Annotated in this window: 20 protein-coding genes and 1 tRNA gene; 11 read left to right on the plus strand and 10 right to left on the minus strand. The window is 39.6% G+C overall.

Annotation, left to right across the window (positions count from 1 at the left end; all coding sequences use genetic code 11):
- Positions 1–293: 293 nt before the first annotated feature.
- Positions 294–1,757, plus strand: a complete 1,464-nt coding sequence (gene xseA, locus C5N92_RS04860) for an exodeoxyribonuclease VII large subunit (RefSeq protein ID WP_111749737.1) — start codon at positions 294–296, stop codon at positions 1,755–1,757.
- An 82-nt stretch (positions 1,758–1,839) separates the two neighbouring features.
- On the opposite strand, the gene C5N92_RS04865 is transcribed toward xseA, so the two are convergent.
- On the minus strand, positions 1,840–2,877 hold the full coding sequence (locus C5N92_RS04865; RefSeq protein ID WP_111749738.1) for an ABC transporter substrate-binding protein: 1,038 nt from the start codon (positions 2,875–2,877) through the stop codon (positions 1,840–1,842).
- 125 nt (positions 2,878–3,002) lie between these two features.
- Between C5N92_RS04865 and trmJ the strand changes: the two genes are divergently transcribed.
- Together trmJ and C5N92_RS04875 are read left to right on the plus strand one after the other, a co-directional pair.
- The gene (gene trmJ, locus C5N92_RS04870) at positions 3,003–3,713 is read left to right on the plus strand and encodes a tRNA (cytosine(32)/uridine(32)-2'-O)-methyltransferase TrmJ (RefSeq protein WP_111749739.1); all 711 of its coding nucleotides are present in this window, start codon (positions 3,003–3,005) and stop codon (positions 3,711–3,713) included.
- A 212-nt stretch (positions 3,714–3,925) separates the two neighbouring features.
- Complete coding sequence (locus C5N92_RS04875) at positions 3,926–5,134, plus strand: aromatic amino acid transporter (RefSeq protein ID WP_111749740.1); 1,209 nt, start codon at positions 3,926–3,928, stop codon at positions 5,132–5,134.
- Between the two features lie 121 nt (positions 5,135–5,255).
- On the opposite strand, the gene C5N92_RS04880 is transcribed toward C5N92_RS04875, so the two are convergent.
- The 3 genes from C5N92_RS04880 to C5N92_RS04890 form a co-directional block, all read right to left on the minus strand.
- A complete protein-coding gene (locus tag C5N92_RS04880; RefSeq protein ID WP_111749741.1) occupies positions 5,256–5,864 on the minus strand; it encodes a TIGR04211 family SH3 domain-containing protein in 609 nt (202 codons plus the stop codon).
- Between the two features lie 65 nt (positions 5,865–5,929).
- The gene (locus C5N92_RS04885) at positions 5,930–7,192 is read right to left on the minus strand and encodes an inorganic phosphate transporter (protein ID WP_111749742.1); all 1,263 of its coding nucleotides are present in this window, start codon (positions 7,190–7,192) and stop codon (positions 5,930–5,932) included.
- Between the two features lie 12 nt (positions 7,193–7,204).
- On the minus strand, positions 7,205–7,885 hold the full coding sequence (locus C5N92_RS04890) for a TIGR00153 family protein (protein ID WP_111749743.1): 681 nt from the start codon (positions 7,883–7,885) through the stop codon (positions 7,205–7,207).
- Between the two features lie 306 nt (positions 7,886–8,191).
- Here C5N92_RS04890 and pheS point away from each other — a divergent pair, with 306 nt between their 5' ends.
- From pheS to C5N92_RS04910, 4 genes are all read left to right on the plus strand, one after another.
- Positions 8,192–9,175: a phenylalanine--tRNA ligase subunit alpha gene (gene pheS, locus C5N92_RS04895; protein WP_111749744.1), complete on the plus strand. Its 984-nt coding sequence runs from the start codon at positions 8,192–8,194 to the stop codon at positions 9,173–9,175.
- A gap of 133 nt (positions 9,176–9,308) precedes the next feature.
- Entirely contained in the window at positions 9,309–11,696 is a 2,388-nt protein-coding gene (gene pheT, locus C5N92_RS04900; protein WP_111749745.1) for a phenylalanine--tRNA ligase subunit beta, read from the plus strand.
- A gap of 15 nt (positions 11,697–11,711) precedes the next feature.
- Positions 11,712–12,008, plus strand: coding sequence for an integration host factor subunit alpha (locus C5N92_RS04905; protein ID WP_111749746.1), 297 nt, complete (start codon positions 11,712–11,714; stop codon positions 12,006–12,008).
- Positions 12,009–12,061: 53 nt separating this feature from the next.
- The gene (locus C5N92_RS04910; protein WP_111749747.1) at positions 12,062–12,595 is read left to right on the plus strand and encodes a C40 family peptidase; all 534 of its coding nucleotides are present in this window, start codon (positions 12,062–12,064) and stop codon (positions 12,593–12,595) included.
- Between the two features lie 176 nt (positions 12,596–12,771).
- Here C5N92_RS04910 and C5N92_RS04915 read toward each other — a convergent pair whose 3' ends face one another.
- Both C5N92_RS04915 and purR read right to left on the minus strand, forming a co-directional pair.
- A complete protein-coding gene (locus C5N92_RS04915) occupies positions 12,772–13,371 on the minus strand; it encodes a DedA family protein (RefSeq protein WP_111749748.1) in 600 nt (199 codons plus the stop codon).
- Positions 13,372–13,380: 9 nt separating this feature from the next.
- Positions 13,381–14,394 (minus strand): HTH-type transcriptional repressor PurR, encoded by a 1,014-nt coding sequence (gene purR / locus C5N92_RS04920; protein WP_111749749.1) that lies wholly within the window; start codon positions 14,392–14,394, stop codon positions 13,381–13,383.
- A gap of 292 nt (positions 14,395–14,686) precedes the next feature.
- Here purR and mnmC point away from each other — a divergent pair, with 292 nt between their 5' ends.
- On the plus strand, positions 14,687–16,690 hold the full coding sequence (gene mnmC, locus C5N92_RS04925; protein ID WP_111749750.1) for a bifunctional tRNA (5-methylaminomethyl-2-thiouridine)(34)-methyltransferase MnmC2/FAD-dependent 5-carboxymethylaminomethyl-2-thiouridine(34) oxidoreductase MnmC1: 2,004 nt from the start codon (positions 14,687–14,689) through the stop codon (positions 16,688–16,690).
- Positions 16,691–16,721: 31 nt separating this feature from the next.
- On the opposite strand, the gene mltA is transcribed toward mnmC, so the two are convergent.
- Complete coding sequence (gene mltA / locus C5N92_RS04930; RefSeq protein WP_111749751.1) at positions 16,722–17,825, minus strand: murein transglycosylase A; 1,104 nt, start codon at positions 17,823–17,825, stop codon at positions 16,722–16,724.
- 221 nt (positions 17,826–18,046) lie between these two features.
- On the opposite strand from mltA, the gene C5N92_RS04935 reads away from it, so the two are divergent.
- Positions 18,047–18,123: transfer RNA gene (locus C5N92_RS04935), tRNA-Met, on the plus strand.
- Between the two features lie 19 nt (positions 18,124–18,142).
- Here the strand turns inward: C5N92_RS04935 and C5N92_RS04940 are convergent.
- The 3 genes from C5N92_RS04940 to argF all read right to left on the minus strand — a co-directional run bounded on the left by C5N92_RS04940 (position 18,143) and on the right by argF (position 20,926).
- Positions 18,143–18,421 carry a DUF1294 domain-containing protein gene (locus C5N92_RS04940; protein ID WP_111749752.1) on the minus strand — a complete coding sequence of 93 codons (279 nt, stop codon included), beginning with the start codon at positions 18,419–18,421 and terminating at the stop codon, positions 18,143–18,145.
- A gap of 56 nt (positions 18,422–18,477) precedes the next feature.
- Positions 18,478–19,740 (minus strand): serine hydroxymethyltransferase, encoded by a 1,263-nt coding sequence (gene glyA, locus C5N92_RS04945; RefSeq protein ID WP_111749753.1) that lies wholly within the window; start codon positions 19,738–19,740, stop codon positions 18,478–18,480.
- Positions 19,741–19,909: 169 nt separating this feature from the next.
- On the minus strand, positions 19,910–20,926 hold the full coding sequence (gene argF, locus C5N92_RS04950) for an ornithine carbamoyltransferase (protein ID WP_111749754.1): 1,017 nt from the start codon (positions 20,924–20,926) through the stop codon (positions 19,910–19,912).
- Positions 20,927–21,064: 138 nt separating this feature from the next.
- On the opposite strand from argF, the gene C5N92_RS04955 reads away from it, so the two are divergent.
- Both C5N92_RS04955 and C5N92_RS04960 read left to right on the plus strand, forming a co-directional pair.
- A complete protein-coding gene (locus C5N92_RS04955; RefSeq protein WP_111749755.1) occupies positions 21,065–21,343 on the plus strand; it encodes a type II toxin-antitoxin system RelE/ParE family toxin in 279 nt (92 codons plus the stop codon).
- Positions 21,344–21,353: 10 nt separating this feature from the next.
- On the plus strand, positions 21,354–21,629 hold the full coding sequence (locus tag C5N92_RS04960) for a HigA family addiction module antitoxin (protein ID WP_111749756.1): 276 nt from the start codon (positions 21,354–21,356) through the stop codon (positions 21,627–21,629).
- The last annotated feature ends 37 nt before the right edge of the window (positions 21,630–21,666 follow it).

Raw genomic sequence — 21,666 nt, forward strand, 5'->3', positions numbered from 1 at the left:
AGTTAACATTTAATTGATTGATTTTAAATCATTTTATAATTTACATTTTATAAATAATATAGAAACAACCGTTCTAATATAATATTAGATGTAAATAACCCAGCTATTCGCTGGGTTTTGTTTTTTAATCATTTGAAAATAAACCTTAGCAAGTGACAAAATGATAGCAAACATTAACAAATATTTTGCTATATCTTACCGCTTGTATTATTTAAATTGTTTTTATAAATAGAGTTCAAACACTCATTTTGTTAAAATGCGCCACTAACTCTCTTATCTAATATAGCAATTCTATGCAAAACAATATTCTCACCATTAGCCAGCTCAACTATTCCGTCAAACAGATGCTTGAAGTGGAATTCGGTAGTGTTTGGCTGATCGGCGAAATTTCCAACTTTTCTCAACCTGTTTCGGGGCATTGGTATTTGACCTTGAAAGATGAGCAAGCTCAGGTTCGCTGTGCGATGTTCCGAATGAAAAATATGCGAGTGAATTTTCGTCCGCAAAACGGAATGCAAGTATTGGTTCGAGCGAATGTGAGTTTGTATGAGCCTCGTGGCGATTATCAGGTGATTATTGAGACGATGCAGCCTGCTGGCGACGGCTTGTTGCAACAGGAATTTGAGCAACTCAAAATGAAACTGGCAGGCTTAGGACTATTTGCTCAAGAGCATAAAAAGCCGATCCCAGCTTTTGTAAAACGGGTGGGGATTATCACTTCATCAAGCGGTGCGGCGTTGCAAGATATGTTACAAATTTTGGCACGGCGAGATCCAAGCCTTGAAATTGTGATCTATCCAACGCTTGTGCAAGGTAAAGAAGCAACGGCAGAAATTGTGCGAATGATTGAGCTGGCGAATGTGCGACAAGAGTGTGATGTGCTGATTGTCGGGCGTGGCGGCGGTTCGTTGGAAGATTTGTGGTGTTTTAATGAAGAAGCCGTGGCTTGGGCGATTTATCATTCGCAGTTGCCGATTATCAGTGCAGTTGGTCACGAAACGGACGTTACCATTGCCGACTTTGTGGCAGATTTAAGGGCGCCAACACCGTCAGCGGCGGCAGAGTTGGTCAGCCGAGATCAGCAAGAATTACGCCGTCAGTTGCAACATCAATTCGATAAAATCAGTTTGGCTTTTGATCGTCTTTGGGGCGAAAAATTGGCTCGATTTGACCGCTTGCAACTACGTTTACAAGCACAACACCCAGCCAAACAGCTCCAACAACAGCAGTTTCAACTTCAACAGTTGGAAAGACGCATTATTCGTGGCGTTTCTTACCGCTTGCAACAGCAACAACAGAGATTGGCTCAACTGTCGCAACGGCTTCAACTGCAACACCCACAACGCCAGTTGCAACAACAAGCTCAACAGTTGCAACGTTTAGAAAAACAGGCGAAACAACAGATTGAACAGTTGCTACTCAAAAAACAACAACGTTGGAAAACCGTTGTGCAACGTGTTGAACGCAATCCTCTGCCTTATCATCTTGCGGAACAAACGCAACAGTGGCATAAATTTGAGCAACGTTTGCATTATGCAATGGAGAAAAAATTGAGCCAACATCGCCAACGTTTCCAAACGCTTTGTACTCAATTAGACAGTTTAAGCCCGCTTGCCGTTTTAGCGAGAGGTTACTCTGTCACGCAAAATCAGCAGGGGAAAGCGGTGTTGTCAAGTAAAGATATTTCGATTGGAGAAAATATTGTAACTAGTTTAGCTCAAGGGAGTATAGTAAGTCAGGTGGTTGAAATTAGATAACTACATGAATAATCAAGAAAAATAGGGTTAAAGCAATCTATAAAGCTTTAACCCTATTTAGTCATTATTCTTCAATGATAATTTATTTGGCTAATTTGATTTCAGATACCCACTTATCAATCAAACGTTTACCCTCATCGCTTGAGCCAAAACGATCATAGTCAATATCAATCAACTTGATCTTATCTAATTTTGGCGACAATGGCGATACGGCAGCATTAACATTTGTTGGGGTTTGATAAACGCCATGATCACGCCAAGGAATTTCTTGTACATCTTTAGAAAGCACCCAATCCATAAATAGTTTTGCGTTTTCTAAATTGCGAGCGCCTTTAATGATACTTACACCACCTAATGCATAACCTACACCATCTTTTGGTAATACATAGTCAACAGGGGCACCATTCTCTTTTTCTGTGGCATAGCCATGAACAAAGCCAACGGTTGCTGTACTTTCTCCACGAGAAAGATTTGTAGTGACAAGAGTGCTTTTTACATATTGAGAAATATTTGAATCCAACTGCTTTAAGTAAGCAAAAGTTTTTTCTTCACCCCAAAGTTGAATTAACGTCACCATCATTGTATACATGGTTCCCGAACTGCGTGGATCAGATAGCTGGACTTCACCTTGTAAACGTTTATCTAACAAGTCATGCCATTTTTGCGGGGTCGGAATGCCTAACTGTTTTAATTTTTCGGTATTTATACCAAAGCCGAGTACCATTAAGTAGGCTGCAGATGTGTATTTTCCTTTTTCACTATCCATTAAGGATTTAAACTGTGGCAAAATTTCTGCTTGTAAAGGAGAACGATAAGCTTCTAGCAGTCCTAATTGTCCTGCCTGAAAATGTGGTTCAATCGTTCCACCATACCAAATATCTGCCTGCGGATTTTCTTTTTCTGCTTTTAATTTACCTAAAATTGTCCCTGTACCACCGTGAATAAATTGAGTGTCAACGTTATATTTCTGTGAAAAACGTTTTGTTAAATCTTCACAGACTTTATTTTGAACACCACAATATACAGTAAGTTTACCTTCTGCTTGTGCAGAATTAGATAAAAGTAGGGGAGAAACAAAACAAATGCTGACAAATAATTTTTTTAGATTAAATAATTTCATTAAATACCACCTAATCATGCAGAACTAGTTTGAGAAGTGTAACATCTATGCTACATTTTTGAAATAACTATATCGTGAGTTTTATGGTAAAATTGCAATAATTTAATCTATTAAAATAATTGGCTATGCAACTTAATCAAATTCACATCATTCTCGTAGAAACCTCTCATAGTGGCAATATTGGCTCTGCTGCACGTGCTATGAAAACAATGGGGATAAAAAACCTTCGTTTAGTTTTACCTAAACAATCAATTGATGAACAGGCCATTTCACTTGCTGCAGGCGCAAGTGATGTTCTTGAGCATGCTCAATATTATGAAACTTTTGATGAAGCTATTGCAGATTGTCAGCTAGTGATTGGAACAAGTGCGAGATTAAGACATTTGCAAAATAGTCTCATTGAGCCAAGACAATGTGGTGAAATGGCAATTCAAAGAGCAGTTCAAGGTAAAGTTGCGATTGTGTTTGGAAGGGAGCGAGTTGGACTAACCAATGAAGAATTACTCAAATGCCATTATCATTTAAATTTTCCAACCAACCCTGAATATGGTTCACTCAATTTAGCCATGGCGGTACAGCTCGCGTGTTATGAAATTCGTATGGCTTGGATTGCATTGCAAAATAATCCTAGAATCAAGCCGCTTGTCGAGTATCCAAATCATGAAGCTTTAGAGCATTTTTTCCAACATACTGAACGACTGTATAAAGAACTTGGATTTATACGTAATGATACAGTTATGTTGAAATTAAGACGTCTGTATCAACGTGCAGAATTAGAAACAAACGAATTAAACTTGTTAAGGGGAATGTTAACAGCCGTTGAAAAGTATAGGTAACATATAATCTTATTCAATTGTATTAAATCGATCTATTTAAGGACTGAGTGTTGCTTGCACTTGGTCCTTTTATTTAATACTTATAGGTTTATAAATATATTTCAATACACTCATTAAAATGTAATTATTTCTTTACATGGTAATAAATATTTTACAATCTGATTTTTTCTCTGCTAGAATGCACCCCTTTTCTAAATGTTTTGAGGTTTATAATGAAAAATAGAACATTCGGTAGTGCATTAATTGTTGCAGGGACAACGATTGGTGCTGGTATGTTGGCGATGCCATTAACATCAGCAGAGATGGGTTTTGGTTATACATTAATTTTGTTATTTGCACTTTGGGGATTGCTCTCTTATAGTGCGTTGCTATTTGTAGAAGCCTATCAAAAAGCTGAACGTAAAGATGCGGGTATTGCGACTTTAGCCGAGCAGCATTTTGGTATGGCTGGCCGTGTATTAGCAACGCTTTCTCTTGTGATTTTTATGTATGCAATACTGACAGTCTATGCTTTAGGCGGTGGTAGTTTATTAGCGCCCTTCTTAACTTTTATGGGAGAAAATGCCGAAACAACTGCAATTATTCTCTTTGTATTAATTTTGGCGATCTCTGTTACAGTTGGAACTTCAGCAGTTGATGCTTTCACTCGCTTACTATTTATCATCAAAATTGCTGTGTTCTGCTTTGTTTTATTCATGATGTTACCAAAAGTGACATTAGAAAATTTAGGTGCGATGCCGTTACAATATCTATTAATTATTTCTGCAAGCCCGGTATTCTTTACGTCTTTTGGCTTCCATGTAGTTATTCCAAGTATCAATAGCTATTTAGATGGAGATATTCGCCGTTTACGTATCGCGATTATTGTCGGTACAGCGATTCCATTGGTTGCTTATATTTTGTGGCAAATGGCAACACACGGCGTATTTAGTCAAGTTCAGTTTGTAGAAATTGTTAGACAAGATCCGACACTAAATGGATTAGTTGTAGCAACTTACCAAGCGACTGGTAGCGAATTTATTAGTGGTGCAGTCCGTATTTTCTCAGCGCTTGCATTAATTACATCTTTCTTAGGGGTAGCTTTAGCATTAGTAGATTGTTTAGATGACTTACTTAAACGTGTAAATATTAGTGCAAATAGACTTTCTCTTAGTTTATTGACATTTGCTCCTGTACTTTTATTTGCACTATTCTATCGAGATTTCTTATCAGTATTAACCTATGCGGGTCAAATGTTTACTTTCTATGGCTTAGTATTACCAGTTGGAATCGTTTGGATGCTGAGACGAAAATTTCCTGGCTTACCATATCGTGTTATGGGCGGAAGTTTAGGTTTGCTCTTAGCATTAGTACTAGGATTACTCATTATGAATGTCCCATTCTTAATTGAAAATGGACTATTACCAAAAGTAGTTGGCTAATAACTTAATTTATTGCTATTAAATAAAAAATCCTTACAAATTTACTTGTAAGGATTTTTCTTTTTTCATACCAAATACAGTACTTGTGCAACAGCTATAGAATATCGTAATTTATATTAAATTACGCCCATCCGTTATTACGTTTACGTCTTGGTAAAAGTGCAGGGATAAGTAAACCTAATAATAATCCTACACCTAATACAGAACCGCCATAAATAAAATATTGAATCATGATCTCTCGTGAAGAAGCATCTTGAATAGCTTCTAAATCACGATTCTTATTTTTAAGAATATCTAACTCACGCTTTAATTGTGCATTTTGTTCTAATAATTCACTACTTTGCTGATCTGCCTGCTGTGTACGACGTTGCATTTCTGCAGTACGTTGTTGCCAATCTTTGTCAATACTATTTAATTTGGTCGTTAGCTCTTGAACTTTCTGCTGTAACTGTGGGGTTAGTTCTTTTGAACTTGGTGTTGATGTTAATTCACTATTAAGAATCCATGCTTCACGGTTTTTACTATCACGAACGAGAGAATAACGTTCTTTTTTATCAATTAATGTCACTTTTTCACCAGCTTGAATAGCACCTGAAATTTTAAATTGATCACCAGGTCCTTTGCGCAAATAAGTACTAAGATTTTCTGTAACATATTGGGTTTCAGCTAATGTAGGAAGTGAGACACTAAAAAGTAAAGTTGCAAGTAATGCCGAGAGATGTTTTTGCATAAGATTCCTTAATAAAAAATAAAAGAAAAGTGCGATAACGCACTTTTCTTCAGTTTAACAAAAAATTAATAAAAAATAGCGCTTAAAATATAAAAGATAATAATTGAGAAGAATGCACCAGCAGGTAGTGTAACTACCCATGATGCCACAATATTACGAATCACATTTAAGTTTAATGCAGCAATACCGCGAGCAAAGCCTACACCTAAGACCGCACCCACCAAAGTTTGTGTGGTTGAGATTGGTAAACCTGTACCTGAAGCAACCACAACGGTCATTGCTGTCGCAAATTCTGCAGAGAATCCACGGCTTGGCGTTAAATCGGTAATACCTGTACCAATGGTACCCATTACTTTATAACCCATTACGGCTAAACCAACAACAATACCAGTTGCACCTAATGGTAAAATCCATGGGGCAAGTGTCGATTTAGCTTGAATAACACCACCGTTTTCAATTACAGATACTACCGCAGACAAAGGACCGATAGCATTCGCAACGTCATTTGAACCATGTGCAAAAGCCATAGAACAAGCAGTTAATAGCATTAAAATACTAAATACTTTTTCTACGCCACCAAAGGTACCACCTTGAACACGATTAGCAAAAGATTCACTACGGAAGTAGAAGAAACATGCAATGATAGAAATAACAGAAATAGTGCTTGAAATCAGTAAAGTTTCAGTCATTGTCAAGTGTAACCCAACATGTTTTAACCCTTTTGTCATGGTTACAATACTTAAAATGAACGTGGTTAACCCCATATAGAATGGACCATATTTTTGGGCATTTTTCATAGGGTTTTCGGTATCAAAGATTAATTTTTGTGTACTGGTAAAAATAGCATATGCAATAATCCCTGATACGACTGGTGTGACGAACCAGCTTCCAACGATACCTGATAAATCACCCCAATGAACTGCTTCAGAGCCAATAGTGACTAAGGCAAAACCGATAATAGCACCAATAATTGAGTGAGTAGTAGATACTGGCCAGCCCATTTTTGATGCAATAAGTAACCATGTTCCTGCAGCAAAAAGAGCGGACATCATGCCTAATACTAAAGTATCTGGTCGACCTGAAAATTGGTGGATATCAATAATACCACTCTTGATGGTTTCAGTGACTTCACCACCTGCTAAATAAGCACCTGCAAATTCAAATACCATTGCAACTAAAATTGCTTGTTTAGCAGTGATTGTACCTGAACCTACGGAAGTTCCCATCGCATTTGATACGTCATTTGCGCCGATACCAAACGCCATGAAAAAGCCAAAAATTGCGGTAATAATAATAATTAGTGAACCATATTGTTGAATCAGTTCCATTATTTACATCCTCTATGAACGAGCTAACATCAACTCAATACGTGAGCCGATACGTTGTGCTTGATCTGCAAGGACACCGACCCATTCAATAATTTTATATAAGAACATAATATCAATAGGATTATATTGTTCTTCAATACTAAGCATTGCTTTACGTAATACAATTTGAAGCTGATCAGTATCATCTTCAATAGTATCTAATTCAAGAATCATATTATTGACGAAATTGAGTTCTCGTCCACGGAAACCCGTTTCCAATAAGTGATCCATTTCATTAATGACTTTATCAACATGAATTGTTGCATCTAAGCTTCTACTTAAGAATTGTTGGAATACGCTTTGAATTTCACCTGGAATCATTAATTGACGACCAATGATTCTGCCAGAAATATCTTTAGCATAGTTAGCTAACTTATCTAATTGTGTAACTAATTCGAGTAAGTCTGTACGTTCTACAGGCATAAATAAACCGCGCGGTGACTTCAAACGAATCTCACGTTTTAATGTATCGGCGCGGTGTTCTAAATCAATAATTTTACGACGGATTTCTTCTGCTTCATTCCATTCATTTTTGAATGTAGATTCAAAAAATGGAACAAGTAGTCCACAACATTCAGTCACTTTTTTCGAGTGCTGCTGTAATGGTTTGAGTGGCGATTGTGCGAATAATCCTAAAATATTATTCATTGCCATATTGTATCTCTCCAAAAAAATTTAACATAAATGATTCACTTAACTTGCAAACCGTGGCGAATTTTACAGGATGTTTTTAAGAAGATCACGGATTAATCTCTCACAAGCGGTAAGATTTTATGATTTTTTTGCAAGATAAGAACAAAAAACATCCAGAGCATTTTTTCTAACATATGGAAATCAATAACTTAATTTCGTTTTCTCACACATTTAAATTTACAATATTTCTTATACATATTATTATTCAAAGCACTATGCCTATCGTTTTGGGGCGTTATTTTTAGTATGAAAATTTAGAGGGTAGGTATGCAAAACCTAGAAAATATTGTTGCTCAGGCTTTAGATGCCGTAGCAAAAGCAAATGATGCTGCAACACTTGATACGTTGCGTGTCGAATACTTTGGAAAGAAAGGACATTTTACCTTGTTAATGCAAGGTTTGCGTGATGTGCCTGCGGACGAGCGTCCTGCGGTGGGGGCAAAAATTAATGAAGCGAAACAAAAAGCACAAGATGCGTTAAATGCGAAAAAAGAGCAGCTAGATGCTGCAGAGCTAGACGCTAAATTGGCGAGTGAGAGCATTGATGTGAGCTTGCCGGGTCGTAAAACCGAATTAGGCGGTTTACACCCTGTTTCGATTACCATTGAGCGTGTAGTGAAATTCTTCTCTGAATTGGGCTTTAGTGTGGAAAAAGGCCCTGAAATTGAGACGGATTACTACAATTTTGATGCGTTAAATATCCCTGCACATCACCCAGCTCGTGCCGATCACGATACGTTCTGGTTTGATGCCGAGCGTCTGTTGCGTACCCAAACGTCAGGGGTACAAATTCGTACAATGGAAAAAATGCAACCGCCTATTCGCATTATGGCTCCAGGACGTGTTTATCGTAATGACTACGACCAAACGCACACCCCGATGTTCCATCAAATCGAGCTGCTTTATGTCGATAAAAAAGCTAATTTTACCGAGTTAAAAGGCTTGCTCCACGACTTCTTGCGTGCGTTCTTTGAAGAAGATCTGCAAGTGCGTTTCCGTCCGTCTTACTTCCCATTCACTGAACCGTCAGCGGAAGTGGACGTAATGGGTAAAAACGGCAAATGGCTAGAAGTATTAGGCTGTGGAATGGTTCACCCGAATGTGTTGCGTAACGTGGGCATTGACCCTGATGAATACACAGGTTTTGCGGTAGGTATGGGCGTTGAGCGTTTGACGATGTTACGTTATAACGTGACAGACTTACGTTCATTCTTCGAGAATGATCTGCGTTTTTTGAAGCAGTTTAAATAATCTTTTAAGGACACACGCAGTGTGTCCCTACCATATCAATAGCGTATTTCTCACTTTGTAGGGACACACTGCGTGTGTCCGTTATAACAAGCGGTGAAATTTGTAGAAAATTTTACAAAATAGGATAGAAATAATGAAATTCAACGAAAGTTGGTTGCGTGAGTGGGTTAATCCAGCGATTACCACCGAACAATTATGCGACCAAATTACAATGTTAGGTTTAGAAGTCGATAGCGTAGAAGCCGTAGCAGGTGAGTTTAACGGTGTGGTGATCGGCGAAGTGGTCGAGTGTGCGCAACACCCAGATGCCGATAAATTGCGTGTGACCAAAGTCAATGTGGGCGGTGAACGCTTGTTAGATATTGTTTGTGGTGCACCAAACTGCCGTCAAGGGTTGAAAGTGGCTTGTGCGACAGAAGGGGCGGTATTACCGGGCGATTTCAAAATCAAGAAAACCAAATTGCGTGGTCAGCCGTCAGAGGGAATGCTTTGCTCATTCTCTGAATTAGGCATTAAGGAAGATCACAGCGGTATTATCGAATTACCTGCCGATGCCCCTGTTGGTGTGGATTTCCGTGACTATTTGCAATTAAACGACAAAGCGATTGAAATCAGCTTGACCCCAAACCGTGCGGACTGCTTAAGCATTGCAGGGATCGCTCGTGAAGTGGGTGTGGTTAATCAATTAGCAGTAAATGAGCCTGCTATTCAAGCGGTTCCTGCGACTATTGCAGATAAAGTAGCTATCGAATTACAAGCTCCTGAAGCTTGCCCACGTTATTTAGGACGTGTGGTGCGTAATGTGAACGTAAAAGCCCAATCGCCGTTGTGGTTACAAGAAAAATTACGCCGTTGTGGTATTCGTTCAATCGATCCGATTGTCGATATTACTAACTTGAGCTTACTTGAATTAGGGCAACCGATGCACGCTTTTGATGCGGCGAAAATTAATGGTGCTATTCAAGTGCGTATGGCAAAAGAGGGAGAAGAGCTAGTTTTACTTGACGGAACCACCGCTAAACTTCAACCAAATACTTTGCTAATTGCAGACCAAAACGGACCGCTTGCAATGGCAGGTATCTTCGGTGGTGAAGCCAGTGGCGTAAGTGCAGAGACCAAAGATGTGGTGTTAGAAGCGGCATTTTTCGCACCGCTTGCAATCACAGGCAGAGCAAGACAGTACGGCTTGCACACTGACGCATCACACCGTTTCGAGCGTGGGGTTGATCCTGAATTAACACGCAAAGCAATGGAGCGTGCAACAGCGTTATTGCTTGAAATTTGTGGCGGTGAAGCAGGCGAAATTGTCGAAGCGGTTAGCCCTGAATTTTTACCAAAATCAAAACAAGTGGTTTTACGCCGTGCGAAATTAGATAGCTTACTCGGACATCATATCGACACCGACACAGTTACCGATATTTTTGTTCGCTTAGGCTTAAACCCAAGCTATGCAAATGACAGCTGGACAGTGCAGTCACCAAGTTGGCGTTTTGATATTGAGATCGAAGAAGATCTCGTTGAAGAAGTGGCTCGTATTTACGGCTATAACAGTATTCCAAACAATGCACCCCTTGCTCATTTACAGATGAAAGGCTTCCCTGAAAAAATTCTTGAAGCATTGCGTGTGAGAACGGCGTTAGTGGATAGCGATTATCAAGAAGTGATTACTTATAGCTTCGTTGATCCAAAAGTGCAAGAATTGCTCCACCCAAATCAAGAAGCCTTAATTCTGCCAAACCCAATTTCTAGCGAAATGTCGGCAATGCGTGTTTCATTGCTTACGGGCTTGTTGGAAACTGTGGCTTATAACCAAAATCGTCAGCAAAGCCGTGTGCGTATCTTTGAAAGTGGTTTACGCTTTATTCCAGATGCCAACGCTGAAAATGGCGTGCGTCAAGAATTGGTACTTGGTGCGGTGATTGTGGGTGACAAACGTCCGACCCATTGGGAGCATAAAGCAGAAAATGTCGATTTCTTTGATCTAAAAGGGGATTTAGAGCGTGTTTTATCACTAACAAATGCTGGCAATCGTTTGCGTTTTGTAGCAAAATCATATCCTGCTTTCCACCCAGGTCAATCGGCGGCAATTTTAATTGATGATCAAGAGATTGGCGTTATCGGAACGGTTCACCCGAAAATTGTCCAAAAATTGGGTTTATCTGGCAAACCAGTTGCTTTTGAGTTGCTATGGTCTGCTATTGCAGAACGCCAAGTACCAAGTTCAAAAGAGATTTCACGTTTCCCTGCAAACAAACGTGATATTGCTGTGGTGGTGGATAGCAATGTTCCTGCGGGTGATGTACTTGATACAGCAAGACAAGCAGGCGGATCTAAGCTTGTTTCTGTCAATTTATTTGACGTTTACCAAGGCAGCAATTTAGCCGAAGGTAAGAAAAGTTTAGCGATCAGCTTAACCATTCAAGATACAGAAAAAACCCTTGAAGAAGAAGAGATTAGTTCGGTAATGCAAGCAGTGCTTGATGCTCTTGCACAACGTTTTAATGCTTATCTAAGAGATTAGATTTAAGGATAAATTATGGCACTTACCAAAATTGAAATCGCAGAAAACCTAGTTGAAAAATTAGGTTTGGATAAACGTGTTGCAAAACAATTTGTTGAGGACTTTTTTGAAGAAGTTCGCCTTTCACTTGAAAGAGGCGAGGAAGTAAAATTATCAGGCTTTGGTAATTTTACCGTTCGAGATAAAAAAGCACGACCAGGTCGAAATCCAAAAACAGGTGAAGATGTTGCTGTTTCTGCTCGTCGAGTCGTTGTCTTTAAACCGGGACAAAAATTGCGAGAGCGTGTCGAAAATGCGAAGGTAAAAGCCTAATATTGAATCTTCTGTCATGTTAGTGACAGAAGATTTTTTTAGAGGATTAGAAAATGTTTTATATAAAACAAAGCAAGAAACTCTTTTTTTGTTCACTTATTACGACGGCATTGCTATTAACTGCATGTAGTGGTTCTCAAGATACAAGATCCCAATCATCTAAATCTTCGGCATCGAAAATTTACAGGACAAGTAAGGGAAGCATCAATGATCCTATTTTTGTGATTAGTAGTTTAAGTGAGCACCAAAGAGAATGGAAAGGCACACGCTATAGGCTTGGTGGAACTAGTCGAAGTGGAGTGGATTGTTCTGGGTTTATGCAAATTACCTTCCGTGATTTATTTGGAATTGATTTGCCAAGAACAACAACTGAACAAGCCCAAGAAGGAACTCGTGTATCTAAAAATGATATACAAACTGGCGATTTAGTCTTCTTCAAAACGGGTCGTGGACCAAATGGAAAACATGTTGGTGTATATGTAAAGAACGGTCAATTTTTACATGCTTCAACAAAAGGAGGTGTAATTTATTCAGATATGGACTCACCTTATTGGTCAAAAACCTTTTGGCAGGCTCGTCGTTTGTAGTAAAAACATGAGGTAGATCACAAAAATAAGATTTTTATTTAAAAATATTTGAAAAATTTACTAACTTGACGTAATCTACACATCACCAACAACAAGTGTTGTGTCCAACAACCAAATTCATAAATTTGCTTTCCGAGTAGCCCCTTAGTTAGGGGCTTTTTTTTGTATAAAGTTGCTTATTGGGGGGCTTTGCGTGATTTTTTCCATTTCCAAAAAACAATCAAGCCACCAATCAATAGTATAACCCAAATTGCCATTTGCCCTTTCTGGATTTGATTATGTAACCAATCTAAGTTTTTTGCACCAAAATCCCCTAGATAGACCCAAATAGGCACTGAAATAATTGCCGCACAAAAATCGACTAATACAAAACGAGTAAATGTCACTCGTTGTGTAATCCCTGAAACTAAATAAACAACAGCACGTAAACCAGGGAGAAAACGTGCCACAAAAAGCAATTTCCAACCTTGTGTTTCAAAGCGTTCTTGGACGGTTTGAAAACGATCAGGTGTTGCAATTCGACGAATAAGTGGAAATTGTAAGATCTTCTCTCCATAAATTCGTCCTAGCCAATACATGGTGCTATCGCCAACTAAAACACCTAGCATACTAACCACAAGCATCCAATGCACATTGGTGTAGCCAAGTCCTGAAATAACGCCACCAGAGACTAACGTGATATCTTCCGGAATCGGTAGACCAAAACCACAAGCGAGCAATACTAAAAAGACAGCCCAATAGCCATAACTACTAAAAAATTCAATTAATAACTCCATTTATTCTCCTTATTTCTGGTTGAGATTACGGACAGAGCTACGAATAACAAGTTCAGGATAAAACTCTAATACTTTTGGGGCGTGATTTTTTTCTTCACTTTGGATTCGTTCTAGTAAAACATCAATAGCCATTTGTCCCAATCTCGTTTTTGATTGGTGAACTGTCGTAAGTGGTGGAGCGTAGAAACGAGAACTATGGATATTGTCATATCCAATCACAGAGATATCTTGTGGCACAGAAAGCCCTTTTTCAGTAATCGCAGAAATAGTTCCAAGTGCCATTGCATCACAGCCACAGATGACCGCTGTAGGTAACTTATCTTGTTTTAATAAGTTATTCATACATTCGTAGCCACCTTCTGGCTGAAAATCAGTTTCAAAGATCCACTCTTTACGAATTAAAAGACCTGCTTCAGTCATCGCTTTTACGAAACCTTCATAACGTGCTTTCGCTGTCGTTTTATAGAGATAGCCGGCAATAATAGCAATATCACGGTGACCATTTTCAATTAAATGGCGTGTCGCCATATAACCACCATCAAAGCTATGGTCTAAAATACGATCGCTTTTATTATCGTTTGGACCCCAATCCATAACTACCATCGGTACATTCGTTCCATTGAATAGCGCTAATGAGTTCTCAGTATATTCAGAACACATGACTAAAATACCATCTACACGCTTTTTAATTAACATATCCAAATGGTTTTGTACTTTCTCTGATTCATTTTGTGTATTACATAAAAAAAGAGAATAACCTTGGCGATAGCAGTACTCTTCAACAGCTTGGACTATTTCTGCAAAATAGGGGGCTTCACTAGTCGTAATAATCATTCCAATAGATTTAGTCGTATTGATTTTTAAACTACGAGCCACTGCACTTGGAGAGTAATTTAATTCAGAAACGGCATCCCAAACCGCTTTTGTAGTATCTTCTGCGACAAAACGTGTTTTATTTATTACATGAGAAACGGTTGTCGTAGAAACACCAGCTAATTTGGCAACATCTTTAATCGTAGCCATATCTATTCCTCGTCTAAAAAAATTGCCCCATTATAACGAAAAATTTGCAAATTTCTTAAATAAAATAACCGCTTGCATTGCTTTTTTAGCAAATAGTTTTAGAATGCAAGGGAATTTTATTTTTAAGGAGTAGAAAATGGGTACATTAGGTTATGCGTTATTAACCGTTGCAGGTGCGTTAGGAATGATTGTGTTGTTTGGTATCAACATTTTCTAATGAAATGAACCGTTTAAATGGTGAGTTAGGAAACTGGCTCACCATTTTTGTTTTACACTGCCAATGGGAGCAACAATGTCAAAACTCACCTTTGCTGAATTAAGTTTCAATAACTCAAACACGCCCGTGTCTGAGCGGTTTGACGACATCTATTTTTCAACGCAAGACGGGCTTGCAGAAAGTCATTATGTGTTTCAAGAGGGTAATCAGCTGTGGGAAAAGTGGCAACAGCATCGTCAGCCATTTTTTGTGATTGCTGAAACTGGCTTTGGCACGGGGTTGAATTTTTTTGCTGTAGCCGAGCGATTTAACGCCTTTTTGAGCGAATTTCCCAATGCCCCATTAAAACGCCTTTATTTTATTTCCTTTGAAAAATTCCCGTTACGTTCCACACAATTAGCGGATATTCATCGATCTTACCCACAATTTGCAGAATTTTCGGCGAAATTGACAGCTTGTTGGCAACCCCGTCAAGTTGGTTGTCAGCGTTACCATTTTGAGCAAGTCTATCTTGATATTTGGTTTGGCGACTTGCACCAAAATCTGCCACAGCTCAGCGATCACTACAATAACAGTGTCGATTGTTGGTTTTTAGACGGCTTTTCGCCCGACAAAAACCCTGAAATGTGGAATGAAAAACTTTATCAGCAAATGTTCCGCTTAACCAAAGCGGGCGGATCTTTTGCGACTTTTACCGCATCAAGCAATGTTCGGCGTGGCTTGCAAGCGGTGGGATTTGAGGTAAAAAAACGCAAAGGCTTTGGCAAAAAGCGTGAAATGTTGTGGGGCGAAAAGCCTGTGGCTCAAAATGAAAATGTGTTGGCTTATCCTTATTTTTATCAACAAAATCAAACGTCTAGCGATGATGTTGCGATTGTCGGTGGCGGAATTGCAAGCCTTGCCGTTGCCTTGTCGCTGTTAGAGCGTGGCAAAAAAGTTACCCTATATTGCAAAGATGAACAACTGGCGAAAAATGCGTCAGGTAATTTGCAAGGGGCGATTTATCCGCAGTTGAGCGATGATGATGAACGCAACGTCCGCTTTTATGTGCATAGTTTCGATTACGCCTTGCAACGCTTCAAACAGCTGGCTCAAGCGGTCAAATTTGAACATCAATTTTCAGGGGTTGCCCTGTATGCTTACAATGAAAAAAACGCTCAAAAATTACAAAAAATGGCAGAGCAGGGCTGGGACAGCGAACTTTATCAACTTTGTTCGGCGGAGAGCTTGAGCGAAAAAATCGGTTTGCCCGTGCAAAATGGCGGAGCCTTTATCGCACAAGGGGGCTGGCTTTCCCCCGTGCAGTTTGTGCAAAGGGCGTTTGCGTGGTTGGCGGAACGTGGCTTGAAGATTGTGCTTAATCACAAGGTCGAAAATCCTGAATGGCGAGCAGGGCAGTGGCATTGGCAATATCAAGGGCAAAGCTTTTCTCACCAAACGTTGATTTTGGCAAATGGGCATTTGCTGACCGAATTTAGCCAAACCCATGGCATTCCCCTTTATCCTGTGCGTGGGCAGGTGAGCCAAGTGCCGACCAATCAAGCGTTAGCCAAGTTGAAATGCGTCGTCTGTTATGATGGCTACATCACGCCAATGTCGGCTCAACAAACCCATTGCATTGGGGCAAGCCATTTTCGAGACAATGCCGATGAAACCTTCAGTTTGGCTGAACACGAGCAAAATATCGCAAAACTTCAGCAAAATCTGACCGCTTGCGATTGGACGCAAGGGATTGATTTTTCAGCAAATTTAGCCAAAGTCGGTATTCGCTCTGCTTTTCGAGATCGAGTGCCAATGGTGGGGGCTGTGCCTGATTTTGGGGCACAAAAAGCCGATTATGCCAATCTTTACAACCAACTTCGCCGTAAAGAAAAGGTGACTCAAGCCCGTTGCTACCCAAATTTGTACACTGTCGCAGGTTTAGGCTCAAGAGGCTTAACCACCGCCTTTTTACTCGGTGAAGTGCTAGCTTGCCAACTATGTGGCGAACCGCAGCCCTTAAGCCAAGATATTTTGCATGCCCTTAGTACCAATCGAAGCTGGGTACGGAATTTGTTGAAAGGGCGACAAGTAGCATAAAAAAATCCCCGCATTTGCGGGGATTAACATTTTAATTTAGTACCCAAACACGTCCATAATGTTTCATATGTCCAGCTTGGTGACCTGCTTTATCGCCTATACCTTGATAGAGATCGAAGTGCTGTCCTTTTACCGCACCACCAACATCAAGAGCCACCATTAAACGTAATTCGTGTCGACCAGTCCAGTTACCGTTATGGTCAATTAATGGCATTTCAACCAATAATACACTACCGGTTGGAACAATGCGTTTATCCGAAGCAACAGATGCTAATGCTACTAAAGGCACGCCAGCAGATCCTTTTACATTGAGAGTTGGGTCGTGTTTAAAATAAACGAATGAACGATTACGTTCAAGAAGAGCCTGTAAGCGGTGTGGATTTCTTGCCCCCCATTCACGAATGGCTTGTATAGACATTTTTTCTTTAGAAATCTCGCCATCTTCGACTAATAAACGTCCAATGCTCGTATAGCTATAACCATTTTTATCGCCATAAGCAAAATGGCGTAAGTTACCTCCACCGATATCTACAAAGCCACTACCTTGAACTTCCATTAAAAAGTTTTCAAGCATAGAGTTGGTATAAGCAAGTTCTAAACCTTGACCTGCAAGGGCCCCATTATAAATTTCAGCACGGTCAAATTTTTTATTGCCATAGGGGATAGCATAAAGTGGATGACGAAATTCGCCTTGTGGCGTCATTCGAGCTTGAATGACAGGGATATAGTAACCTGTCATTAATACGTTTTGGTAGCCATCTTCACCACGCATTTGACGAGCATTGATACCATAGCGTGCGAGATCGTTAATATTTCCGCCGTTAGCTAACCAAGAAGAAAGTTTTCCATAGGTTCCTGCGTAGCGATTCATTAAACTATTGGAATAGGCTCTTACATTTGAAACTTGTTGTAAGAAATCACGTTGGTTAACAATTTTTCCACTCGCTGCCACACGAGAAGTTGCAATAAATTGTGTATTATAAGGGATGAATTGACGATTTTTGAAAACGGCACCTAGTTTGGCTGTTTCTGGATTATAACCTGTGGTGGTTTTCTTTGTGGTCGTTGAGCAACTTGCAACAAGTACGGCAATACCTGTTAGTAGGGCAATTTTTTTATAGGCTTTCCAAGACATAGAGAATATTCCTGTGAGATTAGAAGGACGTAGTTAATAAATTCCAAAAGGGTATAGATTACCAAAAAAACGAGACTAACGATAGTATAATATATGGCTTGTGAGATGGCATTATTCGTATTTTTTATATGCTTTTTGAGTGTTATTACAGCAAATAAATAACTAAAGTGAATTTAAAGATTGCTTTTATTTCTCAGAACTGTATTATGTCCGCATTCAGACGCGGGGTGGAGCAGCTTGGTAGCTCGTCGGGCTCATAACCCGAAGGTCGTCGGTTCAAATCCGGCCCCCGCAACCAGTTTTTCCTTTCAGATATCCTAATAAGTCTTTATATACCAATATAAAATAGGTAATCCAACTACCCACAATAATGTTGATACAATGACACTGAGATGAAATTGCCAATGTTTTGTTTTATGGCGAGCATATTTCATCACAAGATAAGTCCCCATGAATCCACCACAAAAACAGAGAAAAAGTAGATTAGATTCAGGCTCTCTCCATGCCTTTTGAATGGCTTTTTGCTTATCCTGATACATCAAATAAGCACTCAATAAATTAATCAAAACAAGATAAATTAAAATATAAATTAGCATAAAATTTCAAAATAAAACCCCGATAATTCGGGGTTTGAATTTAATGTACAGAAAGCTTATGGGTAAACTGGTAAACGTTTACAAATATCTAATACTTTCGCTTTTGTCGCATCGATGACGGCTTCTTCGTTTTCTTTGCCAATGCTATCTAACACGTCACACATCCAGCCTGCAAGCTCTTTAACTTCGGCTTCTTTAAAGCCACGACGAGTTACAGCAGGTGTGCCTACACGGATACCTGATGTAATAAACGGTTTTTGTGGATCGTTTGGTACCGCATTTTTGTTTACCGTGATGTTTGCTTTGCCTAACGCTGCATCTGCTGCTTTACCAGTTAAACCGTGGCTGATTAAATCAACTAAGAATAAGTGGTTTTCTGTTCCGTTTGACACTATGTTGTAGCCACGTTGTTTAAATACTTCCACCATTGCTTTGGCATTTTTAACCACTTGTTGCTGATACACTTTGTATTCAGGCTCTAACGCTTCTTTAAAGCAAACGGCTTTTGCGGCAATAATGTGAACTAATGGACCACCTTGCTCACGTGGGAACACAGCACTTTGTAGTTTTTTATAGAGTTCTTCATCTTTCGCATTTGAAAGGATTAAACCACCACGCGGACCCGCTAATGTTTTGTGAGTGGTTGTCGTCACAACGTGAGCATGCGGAAGTGGGCTTGGATAAACTCCAGCTGCAATTAAGCCTGCAACGTGCGCCATATCAACGAACAAATAAGCACCGACTTCATCTGCGATTTCACGCATTTTTGCCCAATCAACGATTTGTGAGTAAGCAGAGAAACCGCCTACAATCATTTTGGGTTTCACTTCGTGAGCTTGTTTGCGTAGTGCATCGTAGTCGATTAAACCTTCTGCAGTAATACCGTATTGCTCTGCATGGTAAACTTTTCCTGAGAAGCTAACTGAAGCACCGTGAGTTAAATGCCCACCGTGTGCAAGGCTCATGCCTAAAATGGTATCGCCCGGCGTTAACAATGCACCGTAAACAGCAGCATTTGCTTGTGAGCCTGAATGTGGCTGTACGTTTGCGTAGTCTGCGCCAAATAATTCTTTTGCACGGTCAATTGCTAATTGCTCCACGATATCCGCATATTCACAACCGCCATAATAACGTTTACCCGGATAACCTTCTGCATATTTATTGGTAAATTGTGAGCCTTGTGCTTCCATCACACGAGGGCTTGCATAGTTTTCAGATGCAATCAGTTCAATATGCTCTTCTTGACGACGATTTTCATCTTGAATCGCTTGCCATAGCACTGGATCATAATCTGCAATATTCATATCACGTCTTAACATGGGGTTCTCCTATAATAAGTAATCGTTTGCGTAACTAATAATCAAGGCTATTTTACGCAGTTTTTAGGGGTTTTGATAGTGATTTTTTTGGGAAGTGTGTATTAAAGAATTTAATAAAGAAAAACGGTAAGTTTTGCAAAATTCTCAGCAAAACTCACCGCTTGCGATCTTATTGATTTCCTAGTGTTGCCACCATCACCGCTTTAATCGTATGCATTCGGTTTTCTGCTTCATCAAACACGATGGAGGCTTCAGATTCAAATACTTCATCGGTGACTTCTAACCCATTCATACCATATTTTTCAGCAATCTCTTTGCCGACCGTGGTTTGATCATCGTGGAAAGCGGGCAGACAGTGCAAGAATTTTACATTTGGGTTGCCTGTTAGCTTCATTAACTCCGCATTGACTTGATAGGGTTTCATCAAGTTGATTCGAGCTTCCCACGCTGATTCAGGCTCACCCATTGAAACCCAAACGTCCGTATAGACGAAATCGACATCTTTCACGCCGTCTGCTACATTTTCGGTGCAAGTGATTTTCGCCCCTGTTTTTGCCGCCATTTCTGCTACTTCGTCTAATGACGCTTGTTCAGGGAAAAACTGTTTTGGCGCAACCAAACGGAGATCCACGCCCATTAACGCCGCCCCTTCCACAAACGAATTGCCCATATTGTTACGAGCATCGCCCAAATAAGCGAGCTTGATTTGGTTGAGCGGTTTGTTTGAATGTTCGATCATCGTTAAGAAATCAGCGAGAATTTGGGTTGGGTGAAATTCATCGGTCAAACCATTCCAAACAGGCACGCCCGAATAGTCCGCCAAAATTTCTACTAACTCTTGACCGTAACCACGATACTGAATGCCGTCATACATTCTGCCCAACACACGAGCGGTATCTTTCATTGATTCTTTATGCCCGATTTGCGATCCGCTTGGCCCGATATAGCTCACATTCGCCCCTTGATCGAACGCTGCCACTTCAAAAGCACAGCGAGTACGGGTCGAACTCTTTTCAAAAATCAACGCAATGTTTTTGCCTTTCATCGTTGGCACTTCGCAACCTGCTTTTTTATCCGCTTTTAATTTTGCTGATAAATCAAGAAGATACTGAATTTCAGCAGGGCTGAAATCCATTAAACGTAAAAAGTGACGATGTTTAAGATTGGGTGTGGTGTTTGCAGACATAATGGGTTCCTTGTGATAATAAAGTTGTCTTATTATAAAGGCTTTCGGGGGGAGAACAATCAGAATTTCTTTTATCCCTTTTATTTACAGGCTATGTTTTTTTGTGTATAGTTAGGCGATACAGTTAAAGGGGAAAAAATGATCCTTTCATTTAAGCATAAAGGTTTGAAATTGTTTTTTGAAACAGGCTCAACAGCAGGTATTCAGGCAAATCACGCTAATAGACTTCGATTACTACTAACTGCTTTAGATGCTGCCGAGACAGCATTAGCAATGAGCGTACCAGGTTGGAATTTACATCAATTACAAGGTGATTTAGCAGGGCATTGGTCTGTTAAAGTTAGCGAAAATTGGCGTTTAACTTTTAGATTTGAAAATGGTCACGCTGAAATCGTGGACTATCAAGACTATCATTAAGGAGTTATCAATGAAAATGTACAATCCAGCTCACCCAGGACTAATTTTAAGAGAATATATTGAAGGTTATAATGTTACTGATGTAGCTAAACGTTTAGGCGTTACCCGAGTGACACTTTCTCGTATTTTAAACGGCAAAGCGTCTATTTCACCTGAAATGGCATTACGTTTAAGTGCATTATTAAATACAACAACGCCACAATTTTGGCTCAATATGCAATCACAATACGACCTATGGCAACTTGAGCAACGTCCAAGTTTTAATATACAGCCATTATTTGCGTAGTTTTGCTATGTATTTTGCAAATTTTTCCTTTAAACTC

It is taken from the genome of Glaesserella australis (assembly GCF_003260095.1).
Classification (GTDB): domain Bacteria; phylum Pseudomonadota; class Gammaproteobacteria; order Enterobacterales; family Pasteurellaceae; genus Glaesserella; species Glaesserella australis.

Excerpts from the sequence above, each read along its gene's own strand:
- C5N92_RS04880 (WP_111749741.1), bottom strand. The coding sequence starts at position 5,864 with ATGCAAAAACATCTCTCGGCATTACTTGCAACTTTACTTTTTAGTGTC.
- purR (WP_111749749.1), bottom strand. The coding sequence starts at position 14,394 with ATGGCTACGATTAAAGATGTTGCCAAATTAGCTGGTGTTTCTACGACA.
- glyA (WP_111749753.1), bottom strand. The coding sequence starts at position 19,740 with ATGTTAAGACGTGATATGAATATTGCAGATTATGATCCAGTGCTATGG.
- C5N92_RS04905 (WP_111749746.1), top strand. The coding sequence starts at position 11,712 with ATGGCACTTACCAAAATTGAAATCGCAGAAAACCTAGTTGAAAAATTA.
- mltA (WP_111749751.1), bottom strand. The coding sequence starts at position 17,825 with ATGTCTTGGAAAGCCTATAAAAAAATTGCCCTACTAACAGGTATTGCC.
- pheS (WP_111749744.1), top strand. The coding sequence starts at position 8,192 with ATGCAAAACCTAGAAAATATTGTTGCTCAGGCTTTAGATGCCGTAGCA.
- C5N92_RS04890 (WP_111749743.1), bottom strand. The coding sequence starts at position 7,885 with ATGGCAATGAATAATATTTTAGGATTATTCGCACAATCGCCACTCAAA.
- C5N92_RS04960 (WP_111749756.1), top strand. The coding sequence starts at position 21,354 with ATGAAAATGTACAATCCAGCTCACCCAGGACTAATTTTAAGAGAATAT.
- C5N92_RS04955 (WP_111749755.1), top strand. The coding sequence starts at position 21,065 with ATGATCCTTTCATTTAAGCATAAAGGTTTGAAATTGTTTTTTGAAACA.
- trmJ (WP_111749739.1), top strand. The coding sequence starts at position 3,003 with ATGCAACTTAATCAAATTCACATCATTCTCGTAGAAACCTCTCATAGT.
- C5N92_RS04910 (WP_111749747.1), top strand. The coding sequence starts at position 12,062 with ATGTTTTATATAAAACAAAGCAAGAAACTCTTTTTTTGTTCACTTATT.
- pheT (WP_111749745.1), top strand. The coding sequence starts at position 9,309 with ATGAAATTCAACGAAAGTTGGTTGCGTGAGTGGGTTAATCCAGCGATT.
- xseA (WP_111749737.1), top strand. The coding sequence starts at position 294 with ATGCAAAACAATATTCTCACCATTAGCCAGCTCAACTATTCCGTCAAA.
- C5N92_RS04885 (WP_111749742.1), bottom strand. The coding sequence starts at position 7,192 with ATGGAACTGATTCAACAATATGGTTCACTAATTATTATTATTACCGCA.
- mnmC (WP_111749750.1), top strand. The coding sequence starts at position 14,687 with ATGTCAAAACTCACCTTTGCTGAATTAAGTTTCAATAACTCAAACACG.
- C5N92_RS04865 (WP_111749738.1), bottom strand. The coding sequence starts at position 2,877 with ATGAAATTATTTAATCTAAAAAAATTATTTGTCAGCATTTGTTTTGTT.
- C5N92_RS04915 (WP_111749748.1), bottom strand. The coding sequence starts at position 13,371 with ATGGAGTTATTAATTGAATTTTTTAGTAGTTATGGCTATTGGGCTGTC.
- argF (WP_111749754.1), bottom strand. The coding sequence starts at position 20,926 with ATGTCTGCAAACACCACACCCAATCTTAAACATCGTCACTTTTTACGT.
- C5N92_RS04940 (WP_111749752.1), bottom strand. The coding sequence starts at position 18,421 with ATGCTAATTTATATTTTAATTTATCTTGTTTTGATTAATTTATTGAGT.
- C5N92_RS04875 (WP_111749740.1), top strand. The coding sequence starts at position 3,926 with ATGAAAAATAGAACATTCGGTAGTGCATTAATTGTTGCAGGGACAACG.